The sequence below is a fragment of the Streptomyces sp. CA-181903 genome (assembly GCF_050937075.1).
GTDB lineage: Bacteria > Actinomycetota > Actinomycetes > Streptomycetales > Streptomycetaceae > Streptomyces.
Map to the genome: position 1 here is coordinate 6,678,948 of NZ_JBNJLY010000001.1, position 15,021 is coordinate 6,693,968.

Genomic DNA, 15,021 nt, shown 5'->3' on the forward strand with positions numbered 1-15,021 from the left:
ATGACCGCAACCACACCAGAGAACACCCCCGACGGGGGGAACCTCGCACCCCAGCCGCTGCGCCAGTACGCGCTGCTGGCCGACGGCGAGCGCGGCGTCATCGTGGGACCCCGCGGCGAGTACGCCTGGATGTGCGCCCCCCGCTGGGACTCGGACGCGGTCTTCTCCACCCTCGTCGGCGGCACGGGCGTCTACCTGGTCACCCCCGTGGGGCGGTGCGTGTGGGGCGGCTACTACGAGGAGGGGACACTCATCTGGCGCAGCCGCTGGGTCACCGACGACGGCATCCTCGAGTGCCGGGAGGCCCTCGCCTTCCCCGGCGACCCCCACCACGCCGTCCTCCTCCGGCGGATCATGCCCTGCCGGCACCCCGCCCGGCTGACCGTCGCCCTCGAACCGTGCGCCGCCTTCGGCCGGTACCCGCTGCGGGGCTTCTCCCGCCGGGCCCCCGGTGTCTGGGCCGGACACGCCGGCGACCTCTCGGTGCGCTGGTCCGGCCGCTTCCCCGACCCGCGGCCGGCCGACGCCGGGGGACGGCGGCTGGTCTCGGAGCCGACGGTGGAGGCCGGGGAGTGCCTCGACCTCGTCCTGGAGATCGGCGACCGGCCGCTGCCCGACCGGCCACCGGACCCCGACACCCTGTGGCGGGCCACCGAGGACGCCTGGCACGCCGCCGTCCCGCCGCTCGACGGCACCGTCGCCCGCACCGACGCCCGCCGCGCCTACACCGTCCTGCGCGGACTGACCGGCTCGTCCGGCGGCATGGTGGCATCGGCCACCACCAGCCTCCCCGAACGCGCCGAGGAAGGCCGCAACTACGACTACCGGTACGTGTGGATCCGCGACCAGTGCTACGCCGGACAGGCCGTCGCCGCCGCCGGGGACACGGCCCTGCTCGACGACGCCGTCCGCTTCGTCACCGCCCGCCTGCACGACGACGGCCCCCGCATGGCCCCCGCCTACACCATGGACGGGCACGTCATCCCCGACGAACGCGAACTCGACCTGCCCGGCTACCCCGGCGGCTTCGACCGCGTAGGCAACAAGGTCAGCGGACAGTTCCAGCTCGACGCCTTCGGCGAGGCCCTGCTCCTGCTGGGCACCGCCGCACGGCACGACCGGCTGGACGCCGACGGCTGGCGGGCCGCCGAGATCGCCGCCGACACCATCGCCCGCCGCGGCCACGAACCGGACGCCGGCGTATGGGAATTGCGCCCCCGCCGCTGGGCGCACAGCCGGCTGTCCTGCGCGGCCGGCCTGCGGTGCGCCGCCGGCGTCGCCCCCGGCAGGCAAGCCGCCGCGTGGAGCGCCCTCGCCGACCGCCTGGTGGCGGACACCGCCGCCCACTGCCTCCACCCGTCCGGCCGCTGGCAGCGCTCGCCCGAGGACCCCGGCCTGGACGGCGCCCTGCTGCTGCCGCCACTGCGCGGCGCCGTCCCCGCCGACGACCCGCGCACCCGCGCCACGCTCCGCGCCTACGTCGCCGAACTCACCGAGGACCACTACGCCTACCGCTTCCGCCACGGCGAGCAGCCGTTGGAGAAGGCCGAAGGAGCCTTCCTCCTCTGCGGTTTCATCACCGCCCTGGCCGAACACCAGCAGGGCCGCGAGGTGTCCGCCTTCCGCTGGTTCGAACGCAACCGCGCCGCCTGCGGCCCCGCCGGCCTCTACTCGGAGGAGTACGACGTCGCCCAGCACCAGCTGCGGGGCAACCTGCCGCAGGCGTTCGTCCACGCGCTGATGCTGGAGTGCGCGGCGCGGCTGGCGGGGCCTTGGGCGGACGGCTGACAGCTGGAAAGTGACGAGCGTCACGCGCTGTTCGGGGCCGGGTGGGGGCAAATGGCGTATGCGCCGGGGGTGATGGGGCTGCTAACCAGGGGGAAGGGGCGTGTCACTTCCTGCCTGGGGGCCAGGAAGTGTGCTGAAGCAATTTGCTATTTTTTGCATGTGCATGTGCAGCCGAGGACTGGTAAGCGGGGAAAAATTCACCCTGACGAGTGAATTCGGTTGCGGGGTGCGCGTTGTCCGGAGGGCCGGGCGACTCTTCCCAGGTTTGCACCGCCCCCTTCTTTGATCGCTTTGGCTCATATGTCGGTCGGCTGATGCGCAGCGGGTTGATCGAGTTCGCACAGTACCGATCAATCCCTGTAGGCGGCTTGACGAAGGGAAGTTGGCGTCCACCGTCTTTTTCCCGCGATTTTTTTGCATGAGCAGGTCGCTGGCCGTCCGAGTGGCCGCGATCGTGAATGTCCGCCGCTAAGCTGATGTCGCGGCGGTGACAGCACCTGCCAAAAAGTATGAGGCGACTGCGGGGTGATAGCCCGCAGCCGCCGAACATGAACCAACGTCCCCTGCTTGAAAGGTCGATTGGACATGCCTGAATGCCGACAGCGCGAAGAGGCGCCCTCGACGTCCGACTCCATTATGCCCGCCCCGAGTGCGGGGGGAACGTGCCCGCGGGCAGGTGAAATAAGGGTGCCCGTCAGGCGGCTGATCCTTCCGGTCTTGGTCGTGGCGGCCTTCCTGGCCGGCTGCCTCCCCCTTGAGAGCGTCTTTCACCTGCTGGGGAACGCCTCGACTCACGCCCGTGAGTTGGTGGTCGTCCTCCGCTGGGGGCGCCACTGAGTGAGCGCGGTGGGCGGCGGAGTGCCGCCGCCCACCATCACTCGTATTGCTGACGCGATCCACCCGCGTCCCTGTCGGCCCCCCGATCGGGGTCTGTCACGCACTGCCAAGCCGCCCTACGATGGGCGGCTTCTTGTCGTGGCCGGACCGCAACCGAAGGGGGCAACGTGGTCCGCAGAGAGAAAGAGCCAATTTCCGACATCGACCCAAACGTACCGAGCGTGGCTCGCATGTACGACTGGTTATTAGGAGGAATCGAAAACTACCAATCGGATCGCGCAGCCTGCTCCGAACTACTCAAAATCGCACCAAGCTCCCGCGAAATCGCCCTCCACAACCGGGCCTTCCTCCGCCGCGTCGTCGGCATCCTGGTCCGTGAGTACGGAGTCGAGCAGTTCCTCGACCACGGATCGGGTCTCCCCACCCAGGACAACGTGCACCAGGTGGCCCAGCGGATCGACCCCGACTGCCGCGTCGTCTACGTCGACAACGACCCGATCGTCCTGGCCCACGGCCGCACCACGCTGGACGAGAACCGCAACACGGCGGTCGTCTCCGCCGATATGCGGGAGACGGACGAGATCTTCGAGCATCAGGCCGTCCGCGACCTCATCAAGCCCGGCCGCCGCACAGCGGCGCTCTTCGTCTCCGTTCTGCACTGCCTGCCCGACACCGATGACGCACGGGATCCCCGTGCGGTCGTCCGCCGCACCGCGGAACGTCTGAGGGAACTCGGGCCCGGCAACCTCATGGTGATCTGCCAGCTCGTCAGCGATGATCCCGCCATCCGCCGCCAGGTCACCGAGCTCATGGCGCGCAGCACCGGCGACAGGTGGGGCAGGGTGCGGGAAAAGGACGAAGTCCGCGCCTACTTCGACGGCCTCGACGTCCTGGAGCCGGGGTTGGTCGACGTCATCGACTGGCGGGCCGACCCGGCGGCACCACTCCCGGCCAAACGCCCCGAGGAATGGGTCGAGTGGGGCGGAGTGGCGCGCCTTCGCGACTAGCGCTGCCTAGCCGAACTCGGCGATCGCCTTCTCCAGAAGGCGTTCGCTCTCCTTCCGGCCGGCGGCGCAGCTGCTCAGCCGGTTCAGGACGTGCCGGTACTGGTCGATCTCCCTCGGGCGGGTCAGATACTGGGCGCTGTTGAGGTGCTCCAGGTAGACCAGCTCGGGGGGCCGCCGTCGTCGAAGTAGAGATGGGTGACCGATGACAACGGCACGGCGTCGGCACCCTTCAGGAACGGGATCACCCGGATGTTGACGCCGCCCTGCCGGCCGATGTCGACCAGGTACTGGAGCTGTTCCCGCATCACTTCGGGGCTGCCCACGAGCCGGCGCAGAACCGCTTCCTCCAGCAGCGCGACCACCCTGGGGCGACCCGCGCTGAACGCCGCCCGTCGGCTTTGGCGAAACCGCACCCGGCGCTCGATGGCCTCCTCGCTCGCTCCGTGCAGAGCGGCACTGATCAGCACCCGGGTGTAGGCCGGCGTCTGGAGGAGGCCGGGGACGACGTGGGTCTCGTATGTGTAGATCTTCTCCGCCTGGCCTTCCAGGCTGATGAGCCGGCGCAGAAAGGCGGGGGTGACATCCGTGTACTGCTGCCACCACTCCTCGCTGCGCGTCTGCCGCAGCAACTCCTCGATCATGTGCAGCCGTTCCGCCGGTACCCGGTAGAAATGGACGAGGTCCCAGACGTCCCGTTCCTTCGGCGGGCTCTCGCCGCGCTCCAGCCGGCTGACCTTGGAGACCGACCCCCGGATCACCGGCGCGACGTCCTTCAGGCCCAGACCGCGTTCCTGGCGCATCCTGCGGAGTTCGTCGCCGAGGAGGCGGGTGGAGCCCGACCGCTTCTGGTCGCCTCGCCGGCCGGTGACGGGACCGGTGAGGGAAACAGCCTGCTCTGGCTGAGGCTTGGGAACGGCAGACATCCACTCTCCCCTGCGCGACCGACACGTGCCGGACCCAGCATGGAGGTTGGATGCCCGCCGTTCTACCTATGGCCTACGGTTTCGGCCTCAGTCGACCAGGCCGTCGAACTCGCAGCGCTTGGCGCCCCGGAGGAAGGCGACCATTTCCTCCCGGGTGTAGACGAGGGCCGCCCCGTCGGGGAAGCGGGAGTTGCGCACCGCCACCTCCCCGCCCGGCAGTTGGGCCAGCTCCACGCAGTTGCCCTCGCCGATGCTGTCGCTGCTCTTGACCCACTGCGCGTCCGCGAAGGCGCTCGCCGGCGTGCCGTTGCTGAAGATCATGTGAATGACCTCTCCCTTGCGCTTCTGACCTGCGGGTTTACTTTGGACAAGATCACCATTTCCCATATGCAATTGCATGGGAAGGGGTGATGAGAATGCTAGGCAGTGCGGAGCGCCCAGTGGTGTCCCCCGAAAGTGTGTGGTTGAAAAACGCGTGACAAGTGCTGTGCCGCCGTTCGTCTGGGCTGCCTGATGGGGCCACCGGGCAGCCGGGTGCCACCGTCACCGGCACACGCCACAGCACGCCTTTTCGGGTGAATCCGGCTGGGGAATTCTTTGCCGCCCGCGTCCCACGGCAACGTCTGAGATGCGCTCGTGCGGCACCATGAGACGCGCTTCACGCCGCCGTTCCCGCTGGAGGACACCAGGCGTACACGATGGCCTGCGACGACATGATCGTCTTCGCCTTCCGGGGCACCGAACCGGCGCAGATCAAGGACTGGCTTTCCGACGCCACCACCCGCCCTGGCCCGGCCCGGCGAAGACCGGCTACGTCCACTACGGCTTCGCCGAGGCGCTGGAGTCCGTCTACCCGGACGTGCGTCAACAACAACGACATCGTGCCGCAGCTGCCACCCGAGCCGGCGTACACCCACGTCGAGACCCTGCGGTACATCGACGCCGACGGCAGGGTCCGCGAGTCCATGTCGTTCTTCGGCGGCCTCGCCGACAGGGCGAAGGGCCTGACCGCGGACGCCTTCGCCCCGGCGAGCGACGGCATCCGCGACCACTCGATCCACCGGTACATCGCCGCGCTGGAGAAGAACCTGCGCTGACCCCTGGCGACCAGGGACATCCGTCCCGGGAAACCGGGGACGCGACGCCCTGGGAGCCGCCGCCGGATCCGGCCAGGGTGGGAGGGTGACAGTTCCTCCACAGGCCGGGACGACCCTACGGCCTCCCTCCGAGCGGGTCAGCCGTCGCGCGCCCTTGTTCTGGACGGTCCGGGCGGGCGCCGGCTGGGCCGCCCTCCTCGTCGCCGAGACGGTCCTTCTCTTCGGCACGCCCCTGCACCACACAGCCCCCGGCCGACCGGTATGGCCGGCGGTCACGGTGACGATCGCCGCCGCGCACCTGGTGGTGATGCCGCGGTGGCGCCACCGCGTCCACCGCTGGGAGGCGGCGCCGCTCGCCGTCTACGCGCAGAACGGGTGGTTCCACCAGGAACGGCGGATCGTCCCGGTCTCCCGCATCCAGACCGTGGACGTCCGCCGCGGCCCGCTGCACTCGCTGTTCGGCCTGGCCGACGTCACCGTCACCACGGCCTCCGCCCGCGGCCCGGTCCACCTCCACGCGCTGGACCACGAGGTCGCGGACCGCCTCGTCGAGGACCTCTCCCGCCGGATCCGCGAGACCACGGGGGATGCCACATGAGCCCGTCGGCCCTGAGCGAGCCCCGGACCGGGCGACAGGCCGACGACGGGCAGGACCCGGGGGATTGGCGGCGGCTGAGCCCGCGCATGCTCCTGGTGCACCCGCTCCGCGAGGCCGTCCGGCTGCTGCCGCCCCTGGCGGTGGTCGTGCTCCTCGGCCGCAACCCACCCCAACTGTGGGGCCTGATCGGCCTGGTGGCCGCCGTCGGCGTCGGTGCGGCCCGCTGGCTCGCCACGTCCTACCGGCTGACGGACGACCAAGTCCTGCTCCGCCGCGGCCTGCTGCGGCGCGAGCTGCTGACCGTCCCGCGCGACCGCGTCCGCTCGGTGGACGCCGTCTCCGGGCCGTACCAGCGGATCCTCGGCCTGCGGCGGCTGGTCGTCGGCACCGGCCGGTCCGGACGGCACGGGGACGAACTGGTCCTGGACGCGCTCGACGCGACGGTGGCCGAGCGGCTGCGCGACGAGCTGCTGCGCCGGGCGCCGGCCGGGCCTTCGGCGGTCCCCGCGCGCCGGCTTCCGGCGCGGAACGGGGTGATCGCCGCGTTCCGGCCCGGCTGGATACGTTTCGGCGCCGTCACCCTGATGGGTCCGGCCGGCGCCGGCGTGCTGCTGATGTCGTTCACCACCTTCCTCAACGAGGAGAAACTCGGCCCTGACCGGATCCCCGGGCTGAGCGCGCTCGGCCGCCGCCTCGGCGACCTCCCGGCCGGTCTCTCGGCGGCCGTGATCGTCACCCTGGCGCTGCTCGCGGCGTCCGCGCTGTCCGCCGTCCGCTACGCCTTCTCCTTCCGGAACTTCCGGCTCACCCGCGCCGCCGACGGCACCCTCCGGACACGTCACGGGCTCACCACCGTGCGCTCGGTCACCCTGGAGGAACGCCGGATCGGCGGGGTGGAGATCAGCGAGACCCTGCCGCTGCGGCTGCTCGGCGGCGCGCGCTGCACGGCCGTCACCACCGGCCCGCGGGCCGGGCGGACCGGTGGGCCCGGCGGCGCCCTGCTGCTGCCGCCCGCGCCGCTGGCCGAGGCCCGCCGGGTCGCGGCGGCGGTGTCGGGCGTGCCCTCGGCCGTGGACTGCCCGCTGACGGCGCACGGCCCCCGTGCCGCGCGCCGTCTGCTCCGCCGCGCGCGGGCCGGCGCGGCGGCCGTCGTCATCCTCGTCTGGACGGCGACCGCGTGGACCGACGGGCCCTGGTGGACGGAACTGCCCCACGGGAGCCGGGCGGCCGTGCTGCTCCTGCCGCCGGCGGCCGAACTGCTGGCCCGGGACCGCTACCGCAACCTCGGGCACGCACGACATGCCGGCCGGCTGGTCATCGGGCGGGGTTCACTGGTACGCCGCCGCCAGGTGCTGCGCGAGGACGCGGTGACCGGCTGGATCTTCCACGCCTCCTTCTTCCAGCGGCGAGCCGGCCTGACCACGCTCACCGCGGCGACCGCCGCCGGGCGGCAGTACTACAACCTGCCGGACGTCCCGGTGGAGGCGGCGGTCGCCCTGGCGGACGCGGCCGGGCCGGAGTGGCTGGAACCCTTCCTGGTGCCCGGCTCCCCGGCGTACCGCCCGTAGCGTCACAGCCAGCCGCGCTCACGCGCGTGGTGCGCCGCCTCGAAGCGGTTGGCGCAGCCGGTCTTGCCGATGGCGGCGGACAAATAGTTGCGCACGGTCTTCTCGGAGAGGTGTACGCGCTTCGCGACGGCCGCGACCGGCGATCCGTCGAGGGCGGCGGCGAGGACCTCCCGTTCCCGGGGGGTGAGCGGGCTGGGCGCGGTGCGCAGGGCGCCGGCGGCGAGGGCCGGCTCGAGCACGGTCTCGCCGGCCATCACCCGCCGGACCGCCACCGCGAGTTCCTCCGCCGGCCGGTTCTTGCCGATGAAGCCGCTCGCCCCCGCCGCCATGGCACGTCGCACATGGCCCGGGCGGTCGAACACCGTGAAGATCAGCACCTTGGTCCCGGGCAGCTCGGCCAGCAGCGCCTCCATCGCGTCCAACCCGCTGCACCCGGGCATCTCGATATCCAGCAGACACACGTCCGGGCGGACGCGCAGCGCGGTGGGCAGCACCTCGGCGCCGTCGCCCACCTCGCCGGCCACCTCGATGTCGGGCTCCAGCCCGAGCAGCGTCGCGAGGGCGGTACGCACCATCTCCTGGTCCTCGGCCAGCAGCAGGCGGATCATCGCGCGCCCTCCAGGGGGACGGTCGCCCGCACCCGGAAGCCGCCGCCCGGCGCGGCGCCCGCGTGCAGCCGGCCGCCCAGTGCCGTCACCCGTTCCGTGAGCCCGGTCAGCCCGTTGCCGGCGCGAGTCGGACGGCCGCGCCCCGGGCCGTCGTCGCTCACGTCCAGCACCGCCCGGCGGTCCGTGACCCGCAGCGTGACCGTGCAACGGTCCGCGCCGGCGTGCTTGACCACATTGCTGAGCGACTCGCGGACGACCCAGCCCAGGACCGTCTCGACCTCCTCGGGCAGCTCGGCCGCCTCGGCGTCGAAGGCGAGCGTCACCCCCGCGTCGGCGAGCGTCGGCCGCGCCTCCTCGACCACTGTGGACATGTGCAGCCGCCGGTAGCCGCCGACGGCCTCGCGCACCCGCTCCAGCGCCTGCCGCCCCAGATCCTCGATCTTCCGGAGCTCCGCCTCCACGTCGGTCTCGCCGGCGCGGTACAGCCGACGGGTCACCTCGGTGTGCAGGATGAGCCGGAGCAGGCTGTGGCCCAGCATGTCGTGCGCGTCCCGGGCGAACCGCAGCCGCTCCTCGGCCACCGCGGAACGGGCCAACTCGCGCCGGGTGCGCCGCAGTTCGGCGTTCAGGTCCAGGATCCGCCGGTACGTCGCCATGGCCAAGCCGACCCCCGCGGTCAGCACCACGGTGGGAACGGAGCCGGCGGGGTCGACCCGGCCGGCCACGGCGTACGCCAGACCGACCGTGCCCGCCAGGGCCGGCACGCACAGCCTCGGCGGCACCGCGACGGCCACGCTCGACGCCAGGTAGGGCAGCAGCAGGGTCCACTCCCGGCCCAGCCACAGCGGCAGGACCAGGGCCGCCGCCACGAGCGGCAGCAGCAGCCACGAACGGAACCCCGCCCCGAACCGGGCCGTCCGGTACGACCACCCGACGGCCACCTGGACCGCCCCGAACAGCGCCAGCGCGGCCGCGGCCGCGAGCAGCCGTCCCGGCCGGTCGGCCGCCCCGGACGGCGGCGTCAGCAGCCCGAGCAGCGGCAGCAGCCCGACCGCGGCCCCGACCAGCGCCGCCTTGGACCCCACCGCCTCCCCGACGGCCCCCACTCCGCCCACCCGAACAGCGAACGCCCTGCTCATGACCCCCTCACCTCGTCCGGACAACCGGCGTGACCTTACCCGCCCGGCTTCTCCACCCCGCTTTCCGGGGGCGCGCGGGCCGATGCGGGACGGACGACGCGGGCCGGTGCGGGAGACGGCGGTGCGGGCCGTCCCCTGCACCGCCGGTGGGGGCCTGTGCGCGGGCCGAGGCGGGTGTCAGAGGGCGAAGAGGCGACGGGCCCGGGGCGTCTGGAGTGCGTCTGGAACGGGAACGCGGTAGTCCCTTTGACGGCCGGTCAATCCGGGGACCCGGGACCGGGAGCCCGGACCCGGCCGGCCAGGCGGTGGCCTGTTACGCGCGCCGATCAGGCCCGGCCGGTCGACCTCACCACCGGTGCCCCTGCTCGGTGCCGACGACCCGCCGGGCGAGGGCCGGCGGGTCGTCGCCGTGGAGTCCGTCGACCGGTTCGTCGACGCAGGCCGGCGGCAGGCCGGCAGTAGGCCGAGGTCAGGGCCGGTCCGGGACGGGCCGGGCCCGCGGAGGCCCCGGAGGGGGCGTCAGACTCCGGTCAGGGCGTACGTACCCGTACCGTCCTGCCTGCCGCTGGAGTACTGGCGGATCAACTCCCCGTCCGCATAGCGGTCGTGACCCAACATGGAGCCGGTGTACTTGTTCTGCACACCGATCCTCGAGCTGCCGGGTACGTCGCGGTAGATGTAGAACCGCTGGAGGTCGTCCTCCCCGCAGGTGGCCGTCGTCAGGTACGCCTGCTCCTGGTTGGCGATGTCCGCCGGGATGGTCGCGCACCCGCCGTTGCCCCAGTTCCACAGGGACGCCTCGATGATCCCGTTGCGCTCCGTCACGTTGCACAGCCGCCAGTTGTCCAGGTGGGCGCTGGTCCAGTTCGATTCGCGCAGGCGGATGCCGTCGTTGGCCAGGAGCGGTGCGCTCCAGTTCAGGGGCTTGCCGGGGACGTCGATCCGGTAGACGGCGGATTGGCAGTTCAGGGCGGCCCGCGTGGCGGGGGCCGGGCTCCTGGTGGCCTTCACGCTCTTCCGGGCCTTGGCGGTGTGCTCCGCCTTGGCAGCCGTCTCCGCCTCGGCGGCCTTCTCGGCTTCGCGCCTGGCCTCGTCGGCCTTCGCCGAGGGGACCGGCCCGGCCGGGTGCTTCGCGGTGGCGGTGGCGGAGCCGCAGTCGAGGAGGGCCTGCGCCTTGCGCATGATGCTGTTGGCGGGAACCTTGTCCTCGCAGCGCACCGCGCCTTCTTCGAGGGTCGTGTAGGTGGTGTAGCTGCCGCTGTCGGGACCTTCGGCCCACTTGAGGCCGTAGGCGCCGCCGCCCAGGTCCACCCGGTTGCAGTTGAGGCTGCCGTACTGGCCTGTGACCTTCTTCGTGCCCTCGTAGAGGCCGTAGTAGCCGGGGCGGCGGAAGTCCCAGGAGATCGTCTTGGACTGGCTGCTGGTGGTGGAGGAGGACATCTGCACGTTGAGGCCCAGGGTTCCGCCCACCTGGCCGAGCACGCCGATCTGGAAGCTGCCCTGGATGTTGGCGGAGAGGCCGACCTGGACCGTGACCACGGTCTGTGTGCTGGTCTCGACCGTCTGGGAGCCCGTCGACCCTTCGGTGACGTACCAGCCTTTGAAGTGGGTGATGGTCGGCTGGACTTGGGCGCTCTTGATGAACGGGTACCGCTTGCCGAGGTCGGCGGAGGTACAGGCGTCACCGACCTTCGGCTGGTCGGCGGTGGTGGCGGGCTTCGGGTGCCCTGCCGCGGTGGCGGGGCCGGCCGTGATCTGGAGGGCGGCGAGCGCCGAGGTGGCGGCCACGGCAAGGACGGCCAGCCTTCTGGCCCGGCGACCGGAGGATCTCAGATGATTCACGATGCCCTTTCCCTGGCCGGGTGACCTGCGTCCCCAGGCCGGAGCCCTGCCAGTGATGTGGTGGGGGAGCGGTGATCGAGCGAGCCGAACGTAGCATCGGCGGCGGCGGGTTGATGACGACGGAATCGGCCGGTCCGGGGTGGGACGCCTGGCCCGTCATGGGCTGTTCGGCGGCTTTTCCCCGCCCTGGCGCGGCGGAACTCCCCGGTGCGTGGCGACGATCGGCCGCCGTCATCGTGCGGACGCGCCGCCCGGGCAGATCCGCTGCCGCCCTTTCCCAGTGCACCGACTGCCGGAACGGTCCCCGGCGTCCGCCGGCGCGGCCGACCGCCGTCGAGCGGTCGCGGCGTCTGGCCGACTTGGGCCTTCCCAAACCGTGTTGGGTCGGCGCTCCGTGACGCCCTGGGTACGCACTGCCGTCCGAACCCGTCCGTGGACGACGGGGACACGCCGTCGCCGGGCAGGCGCCGCGCGGGGGATCCGGCGAAGGCGGTGCCTGCCTTCCGGCGACTCCGTTCGAGCCGGAAGCGGGCATTTCGATTGAGGAGATCATGTCAAGAACGGGTGAGTGAGCCCCCGCCCGCGCTATCACTGGTGCCGCACCTCGTGTCAGGAACACCGCCCTCCCGAGGAGAGGCAGGCCCTCCATGGCCTCGTCCGGTCGGCACGGAGCGATCTCTCGTGACCACGCTCGGAGGCGTTCTCCGGACCGGGCGCGGGTGCGAGTACCAGGGCCGCCTGCCGTCGTTCCGGCGGACCGGACGCGTAGCCGCCCGGTGTGACCGCCTCACCCGCCTCACCCACCGGGCCCTGAGCCATCCCGCGGTTGAGGTCCGACCCCGCCCGACGGCACCCGCGGCCGCATGAGGCCCGAGCCCACCCGGGGACGGGCACGGGACGCCACCAACCGGAAGACAGGAAGAGGGGACGAGCATGTCCATACCTGGTTTACGCCGCCATCAGGGAGGGCCGGGCCGGAAGCCCAACCGGCTGCGCCGTGCCCTGTCCAGTGCGACGGTGGCCGCGACGGTGGCGGCCGTCGCCTTCGGCGGCACAGCGACGGCCGCCACCCCGCCCGCACCGGCCGCCGACCGCTCGGGCGCCGTCACGAAGGGCCCGGCGGAACGTACCATCACGACCCCCATGACCACGGTGCGGGTGACCGGCCTGGTCAACGGGACCCCGGACCGCGCGGGCAAGGTCACCGTGCGGCTGGCCGACGGGAAGACCCTCGCCATCCCGGCGGCCACCAAGGACCTCGTGCTGCGGCGCGCCGCCCAGCAGGCCAAGGCCCCCCTCAAGGAGGGCGGCGAGAGACCGTGCGGCGTCTCCTGGGTCAGGCTCAAGGAGAAGGCCAACCACCATCCGGTCGCCATGGAGACCGGGTTCGACCTGAACTCGCCGGCCACCGGCTACGAGTGGCTCGTCACCACCACGGGGCCGAACGACTACACACAGAAGTACAGCCGGCACGGCAACCTCGCCTTGCGCGAGAGCTGGCAGGGCGGTGACGAGAGCGAGAAGGACCAGGCCGACGGCTTGTACTCGGCCGCCGTCGACCCGGAGGTGTCGTACGTCCGGCTCCTGTCCGGCGAGTTGTGCCACGAGATGGGAGCGCACACCACCAAGCGCCTCTCCGGGCCGAAGGCCGCGTGCCTGAAGATCTCGACGGCCAACTCCGGTGCCGGCTGGATCCTGAACAGCACCCAACCGGTCCCGCACCGCAACCGGACGGACCCGAGCAGCCCGGCCGGCACCCGGGCGACCGGGGCGCAGGCTTGCCTGCGGCGCCCGCTCGGCACGGGCAGCCCGGCTTCGGGGGACATCACCGGCTGGCAGGACGCGCAGCAGTTCGTCGCCACACACCCGCCCGCGGCCTCGATCGCCCGGTGCCACCTGATCGCCAACATCCTCGGCGGGAAGGGGCAGATCCTGGACGGCGGACAGGCCAACCTCGTCCCCTGCTGGCAGGTGGGGATGAACACCGGAACGCCCAGCATGCGGACCTACGAGAAGCAGGTGCAGGACCAGGTCGCGGACCCCGGCATGGGGTCGGATGACGCGGTCTTCTACCAGGTGACGCCCCTCTACCAGGACGGCGCCAGCACCATCCCCACGGGGGTCGTCATGAGCGCCAAGGTCCAGCGCGCGAACGGAACGGAGAGTTTGATGTTCACCACCAGCGTCCCCAACACCCAGGCCACCAGCGGACTCAACCTCGGAAACTGATCGGATCCGCTGCTCCGGCCGGATTCCGACCTCACGATCCGACTCGACGCGCACCCCAGGGAGCCGGAATGACCGGAACGAGCCGAACCACCCCGCCGCGACCGGTCGACGTCACGGCCGTCCTTCCTCACCTGGCTCCGCTGGCGCGCACGGCGACCCGGCTGCACCCACGACCCGGGTCGCCTTCACCACACGACAGCTCGGTCGGCGGGCCGCCGCTGTGGCCCGCCGGCGAACCGTGGCCGCACTGCGCCGGCCCACACGTGCCGGACGGGAACCCGGCCACATCGCCGCAGGACGTGCGGCTGGGCCGGCGCGTCCGAGCGGCGGCGGAGAGCAGAGCGCCGGGCCACCCTCGCTTCACGCCCGAGGAGACGGCGATCCTCGAACGGTTCCGCGCCGGCCACCCATGGCCCGAGGGCCCGGTCGCCATGCTGCCCGTGGCCCAACTGTACGTACGTGACGTCCCCGCCCTGCGCCCGCCCGGGCGGGCCGACCTGCTCCAGGTGCTGTGGTGCCCGTTCGACCACCCGCCGGAACCCAAGCCCAGGACCGCGCTGTTCTGGCGGACGGCCGCCACCGTCACCGACGTCCTCACCACACCTCCGGAGCCGGCCGTGGTCCAGCTGGACGGCTACGTGCCGCGACTGTGCCTGCTCGACCCAGAGCAGGTCACCGAATACCCCGACCTCATGGAACTGGACGGGGAGTCGCGGGCACGGCTGGGGAACTGGAGCACGTGGCAGGAGGGCGCCGCTCCGGACAGTCATTACGAGCCCGCCCCGGAGGAGTTCTACCGGAACGAGCTGTCCGTCGCTCCCGGCTGGAAGGCCGGCGGCTGGACGCGCTGGGGACTCACCGACCCCGTCCCCCGCGTCTGCCCCGCCTGCGGCGTCGGGATGGCTCCACTGCTGACCATGGCCTCGACCGAATGGGACGACGGCACCCGCGGCTGGAGCCCGCACGAGGAGCCGGCCCACTCCACACCGCCCACCGCCCGCCCGCACACCGCGACCCCGACCATGGTCCAACTCGCGGGAGGCTACGACCTGCAGCTCTACGCCTGCCCGGCAGCACCGGACCACCCGCATATCGACCTGATCCAATGAGGACCGCCGCACCCCCGGCCGTCGCTGGTCGCGCTCTCGCGGGAGGGTCGCGAAGCCCGGTTCGCCCTGCCAGGGCGGACGTTCGCCGCCGTCGGCCGACGGCCGTACCGCCCTGGGTGCCGTCGGGTGGGACGTGGCCGGCTCAGGTGGACCGGGCCGGCCAGGGCACGCGGCTGCGGCAGGAGCGCGCAGCGGTGGTCATCCTGGCCCGTGACGATGAACCTGGTCCCCCTCGCGACCGCCACATGCGGCGGACCGAGTGCGCATGCGACTCGT

12 protein-coding genes and 1 pseudogene are annotated in these 15,021 nt (G+C 72.2%); 7 read left to right on the forward strand and 6 right to left on the reverse strand.

What is annotated here, in order from left to right; all coding sequences use genetic code 11:
* Together ACQEVS_RS29635 and ACQEVS_RS29640 are read left to right on the forward strand one after the other, a co-directional pair.
* Positions 1-1,788: a glycoside hydrolase family 15 protein gene (locus ACQEVS_RS29635; protein ID WP_433025579.1), complete on the forward strand. Its 1,788-nt coding sequence runs from the start codon at positions 1-3 to the stop codon at positions 1,786-1,788.
* A gap of 1,004 nt (positions 1,789-2,792) precedes the next feature.
* The gene (locus ACQEVS_RS29640) at positions 2,793-3,632 is read left to right on the forward strand and encodes an SAM-dependent methyltransferase (protein ID WP_433025582.1); all 840 of its coding nucleotides are present in this window, start codon (positions 2,793-2,795) and stop codon (positions 3,630-3,632) included.
* Positions 3,633-3,638: 6 nt separating this feature from the next.
* Here ACQEVS_RS29640 and ACQEVS_RS29645 read toward each other — a convergent pair whose 3' ends face one another.
* From ACQEVS_RS29645 to ACQEVS_RS29655, 3 genes are all read right to left on the reverse strand, one after another.
* A complete protein-coding gene (locus tag ACQEVS_RS29645; protein WP_433028003.1) occupies positions 3,639-3,836 on the reverse strand; it encodes a Scr1 family TA system antitoxin-like transcriptional regulator in 198 nt (65 codons plus the stop codon).
* Positions 3,755-4,555 carry a helix-turn-helix domain-containing protein gene (locus ACQEVS_RS29650; protein ID WP_433025585.1) on the reverse strand — a complete coding sequence of 267 codons (801 nt, stop codon included), beginning with the start codon at positions 4,553-4,555 and terminating at the stop codon, positions 3,755-3,757. The genes ACQEVS_RS29645 and ACQEVS_RS29650 overlap by 82 nt, the downstream gene beginning before the upstream one ends.
* Before the next feature lie 87 nt (positions 4,556-4,642).
* Positions 4,643-4,876 (reverse strand): DUF397 domain-containing protein, encoded by a 234-nt coding sequence (locus ACQEVS_RS29655; RefSeq protein ID WP_433025588.1) that lies wholly within the window; start codon positions 4,874-4,876, stop codon positions 4,643-4,645.
* Positions 4,877-5,191: 315 nt separating this feature from the next.
* Between ACQEVS_RS29655 and ACQEVS_RS29660 the strand changes: the two are divergent.
* The 3 genes and pseudogenes from ACQEVS_RS29660 to ACQEVS_RS29670 all read left to right on the forward strand — a co-directional run.
* Positions 5,192-5,652: pseudogene (locus ACQEVS_RS29660) on the forward strand (lipase family protein); the annotation flags it as partial.
* Between the two features lie 85 nt (positions 5,653-5,737).
* Positions 5,738-6,250, forward strand: a complete 513-nt coding sequence (locus tag ACQEVS_RS29665) for a PH domain-containing protein (protein ID WP_433025591.1) — start codon at positions 5,738-5,740, stop codon at positions 6,248-6,250.
* Positions 6,247-7,818, forward strand: a complete 1,572-nt coding sequence (locus ACQEVS_RS29670) for a PH domain-containing protein (RefSeq protein ID WP_433025594.1) — start codon at positions 6,247-6,249, stop codon at positions 7,816-7,818. Before ACQEVS_RS29665 ends, ACQEVS_RS29670 begins: the two co-directional genes overlap by 4 nt.
* A gap of 2 nt (positions 7,819-7,820) precedes the next feature.
* On the opposite strand, the gene ACQEVS_RS29675 is transcribed toward ACQEVS_RS29670, so the two are convergent.
* The 3 genes from ACQEVS_RS29675 to ACQEVS_RS29685 form a co-directional block, all read right to left on the reverse strand.
* Positions 7,821-8,426: a response regulator transcription factor gene (locus ACQEVS_RS29675; RefSeq protein ID WP_433025597.1), complete on the reverse strand. Its 606-nt coding sequence runs from the start codon at positions 8,424-8,426 to the stop codon at positions 7,821-7,823.
* On the reverse strand, positions 8,423-9,565 hold the full coding sequence (locus tag ACQEVS_RS29680) for a sensor histidine kinase (protein ID WP_433025600.1): 1,143 nt from the start codon (positions 9,563-9,565) through the stop codon (positions 8,423-8,425). Before ACQEVS_RS29680 ends, ACQEVS_RS29675 begins: the two co-directional genes overlap by 4 nt.
* Before the next feature lie 519 nt (positions 9,566-10,084).
* Positions 10,085-11,407, reverse strand: a complete 1,323-nt coding sequence (locus tag ACQEVS_RS29685) for a hypothetical protein (RefSeq protein WP_433025603.1) — start codon at positions 11,405-11,407, stop codon at positions 10,085-10,087.
* Between the two features lie 1,017 nt (positions 11,408-12,424).
* Here ACQEVS_RS29685 and ACQEVS_RS29690 point away from each other — a divergent pair.
* Together ACQEVS_RS29690 and ACQEVS_RS29695 are read left to right on the forward strand one after the other, a co-directional pair.
* Positions 12,425-13,636 carry a DNA/RNA non-specific endonuclease gene (locus tag ACQEVS_RS29690; RefSeq protein ID WP_433025606.1) on the forward strand — a complete coding sequence of 404 codons (1,212 nt, stop codon included), beginning with the start codon at positions 12,425-12,427 and terminating at the stop codon, positions 13,634-13,636.
* A 68-nt stretch (positions 13,637-13,704) separates the two neighbouring features.
* Positions 13,705-14,745: a hypothetical protein gene (locus tag ACQEVS_RS29695; RefSeq protein ID WP_433025609.1), complete on the forward strand. Its 1,041-nt coding sequence runs from the start codon at positions 13,705-13,707 to the stop codon at positions 14,743-14,745.
* Positions 14,746-15,021 lie beyond the last annotated feature (276 nt).

What these genes read in the sequence shown, in the direction of transcription:
- ACQEVS_RS29635 (WP_433025579.1), top strand. Translation starts at nt 1, where the DNA reads ATGACCGCAACCACACCAGAGAACACCCCCGACGGGGGGAACCTCGCA.
- ACQEVS_RS29650 (WP_433025585.1), bottom strand. Translation starts at nt 4,555, where the DNA reads ATGTCTGCCGTTCCCAAGCCTCAGCCAGAGCAGGCTGTTTCCCTCACC.
- ACQEVS_RS29655 (WP_433025588.1), bottom strand. Translation starts at nt 4,876, where the DNA reads ATGATCTTCAGCAACGGCACGCCGGCGAGCGCCTTCGCGGACGCGCAG.
- ACQEVS_RS29670 (WP_433025594.1), top strand. Translation starts at nt 6,247, where the DNA reads ATGAGCCCGTCGGCCCTGAGCGAGCCCCGGACCGGGCGACAGGCCGAC.
- ACQEVS_RS29675 (WP_433025597.1), bottom strand. Translation starts at nt 8,426, where the DNA reads ATGATCCGCCTGCTGCTGGCCGAGGACCAGGAGATGGTGCGTACCGCC.
- ACQEVS_RS29680 (WP_433025600.1), bottom strand. Translation starts at nt 9,565, where the DNA reads ATGAGCAGGGCGTTCGCTGTTCGGGTGGGCGGAGTGGGGGCCGTCGGG.
- ACQEVS_RS29695 (WP_433025609.1), top strand. Translation starts at nt 13,705, where the DNA reads ATGACCGGAACGAGCCGAACCACCCCGCCGCGACCGGTCGACGTCACG.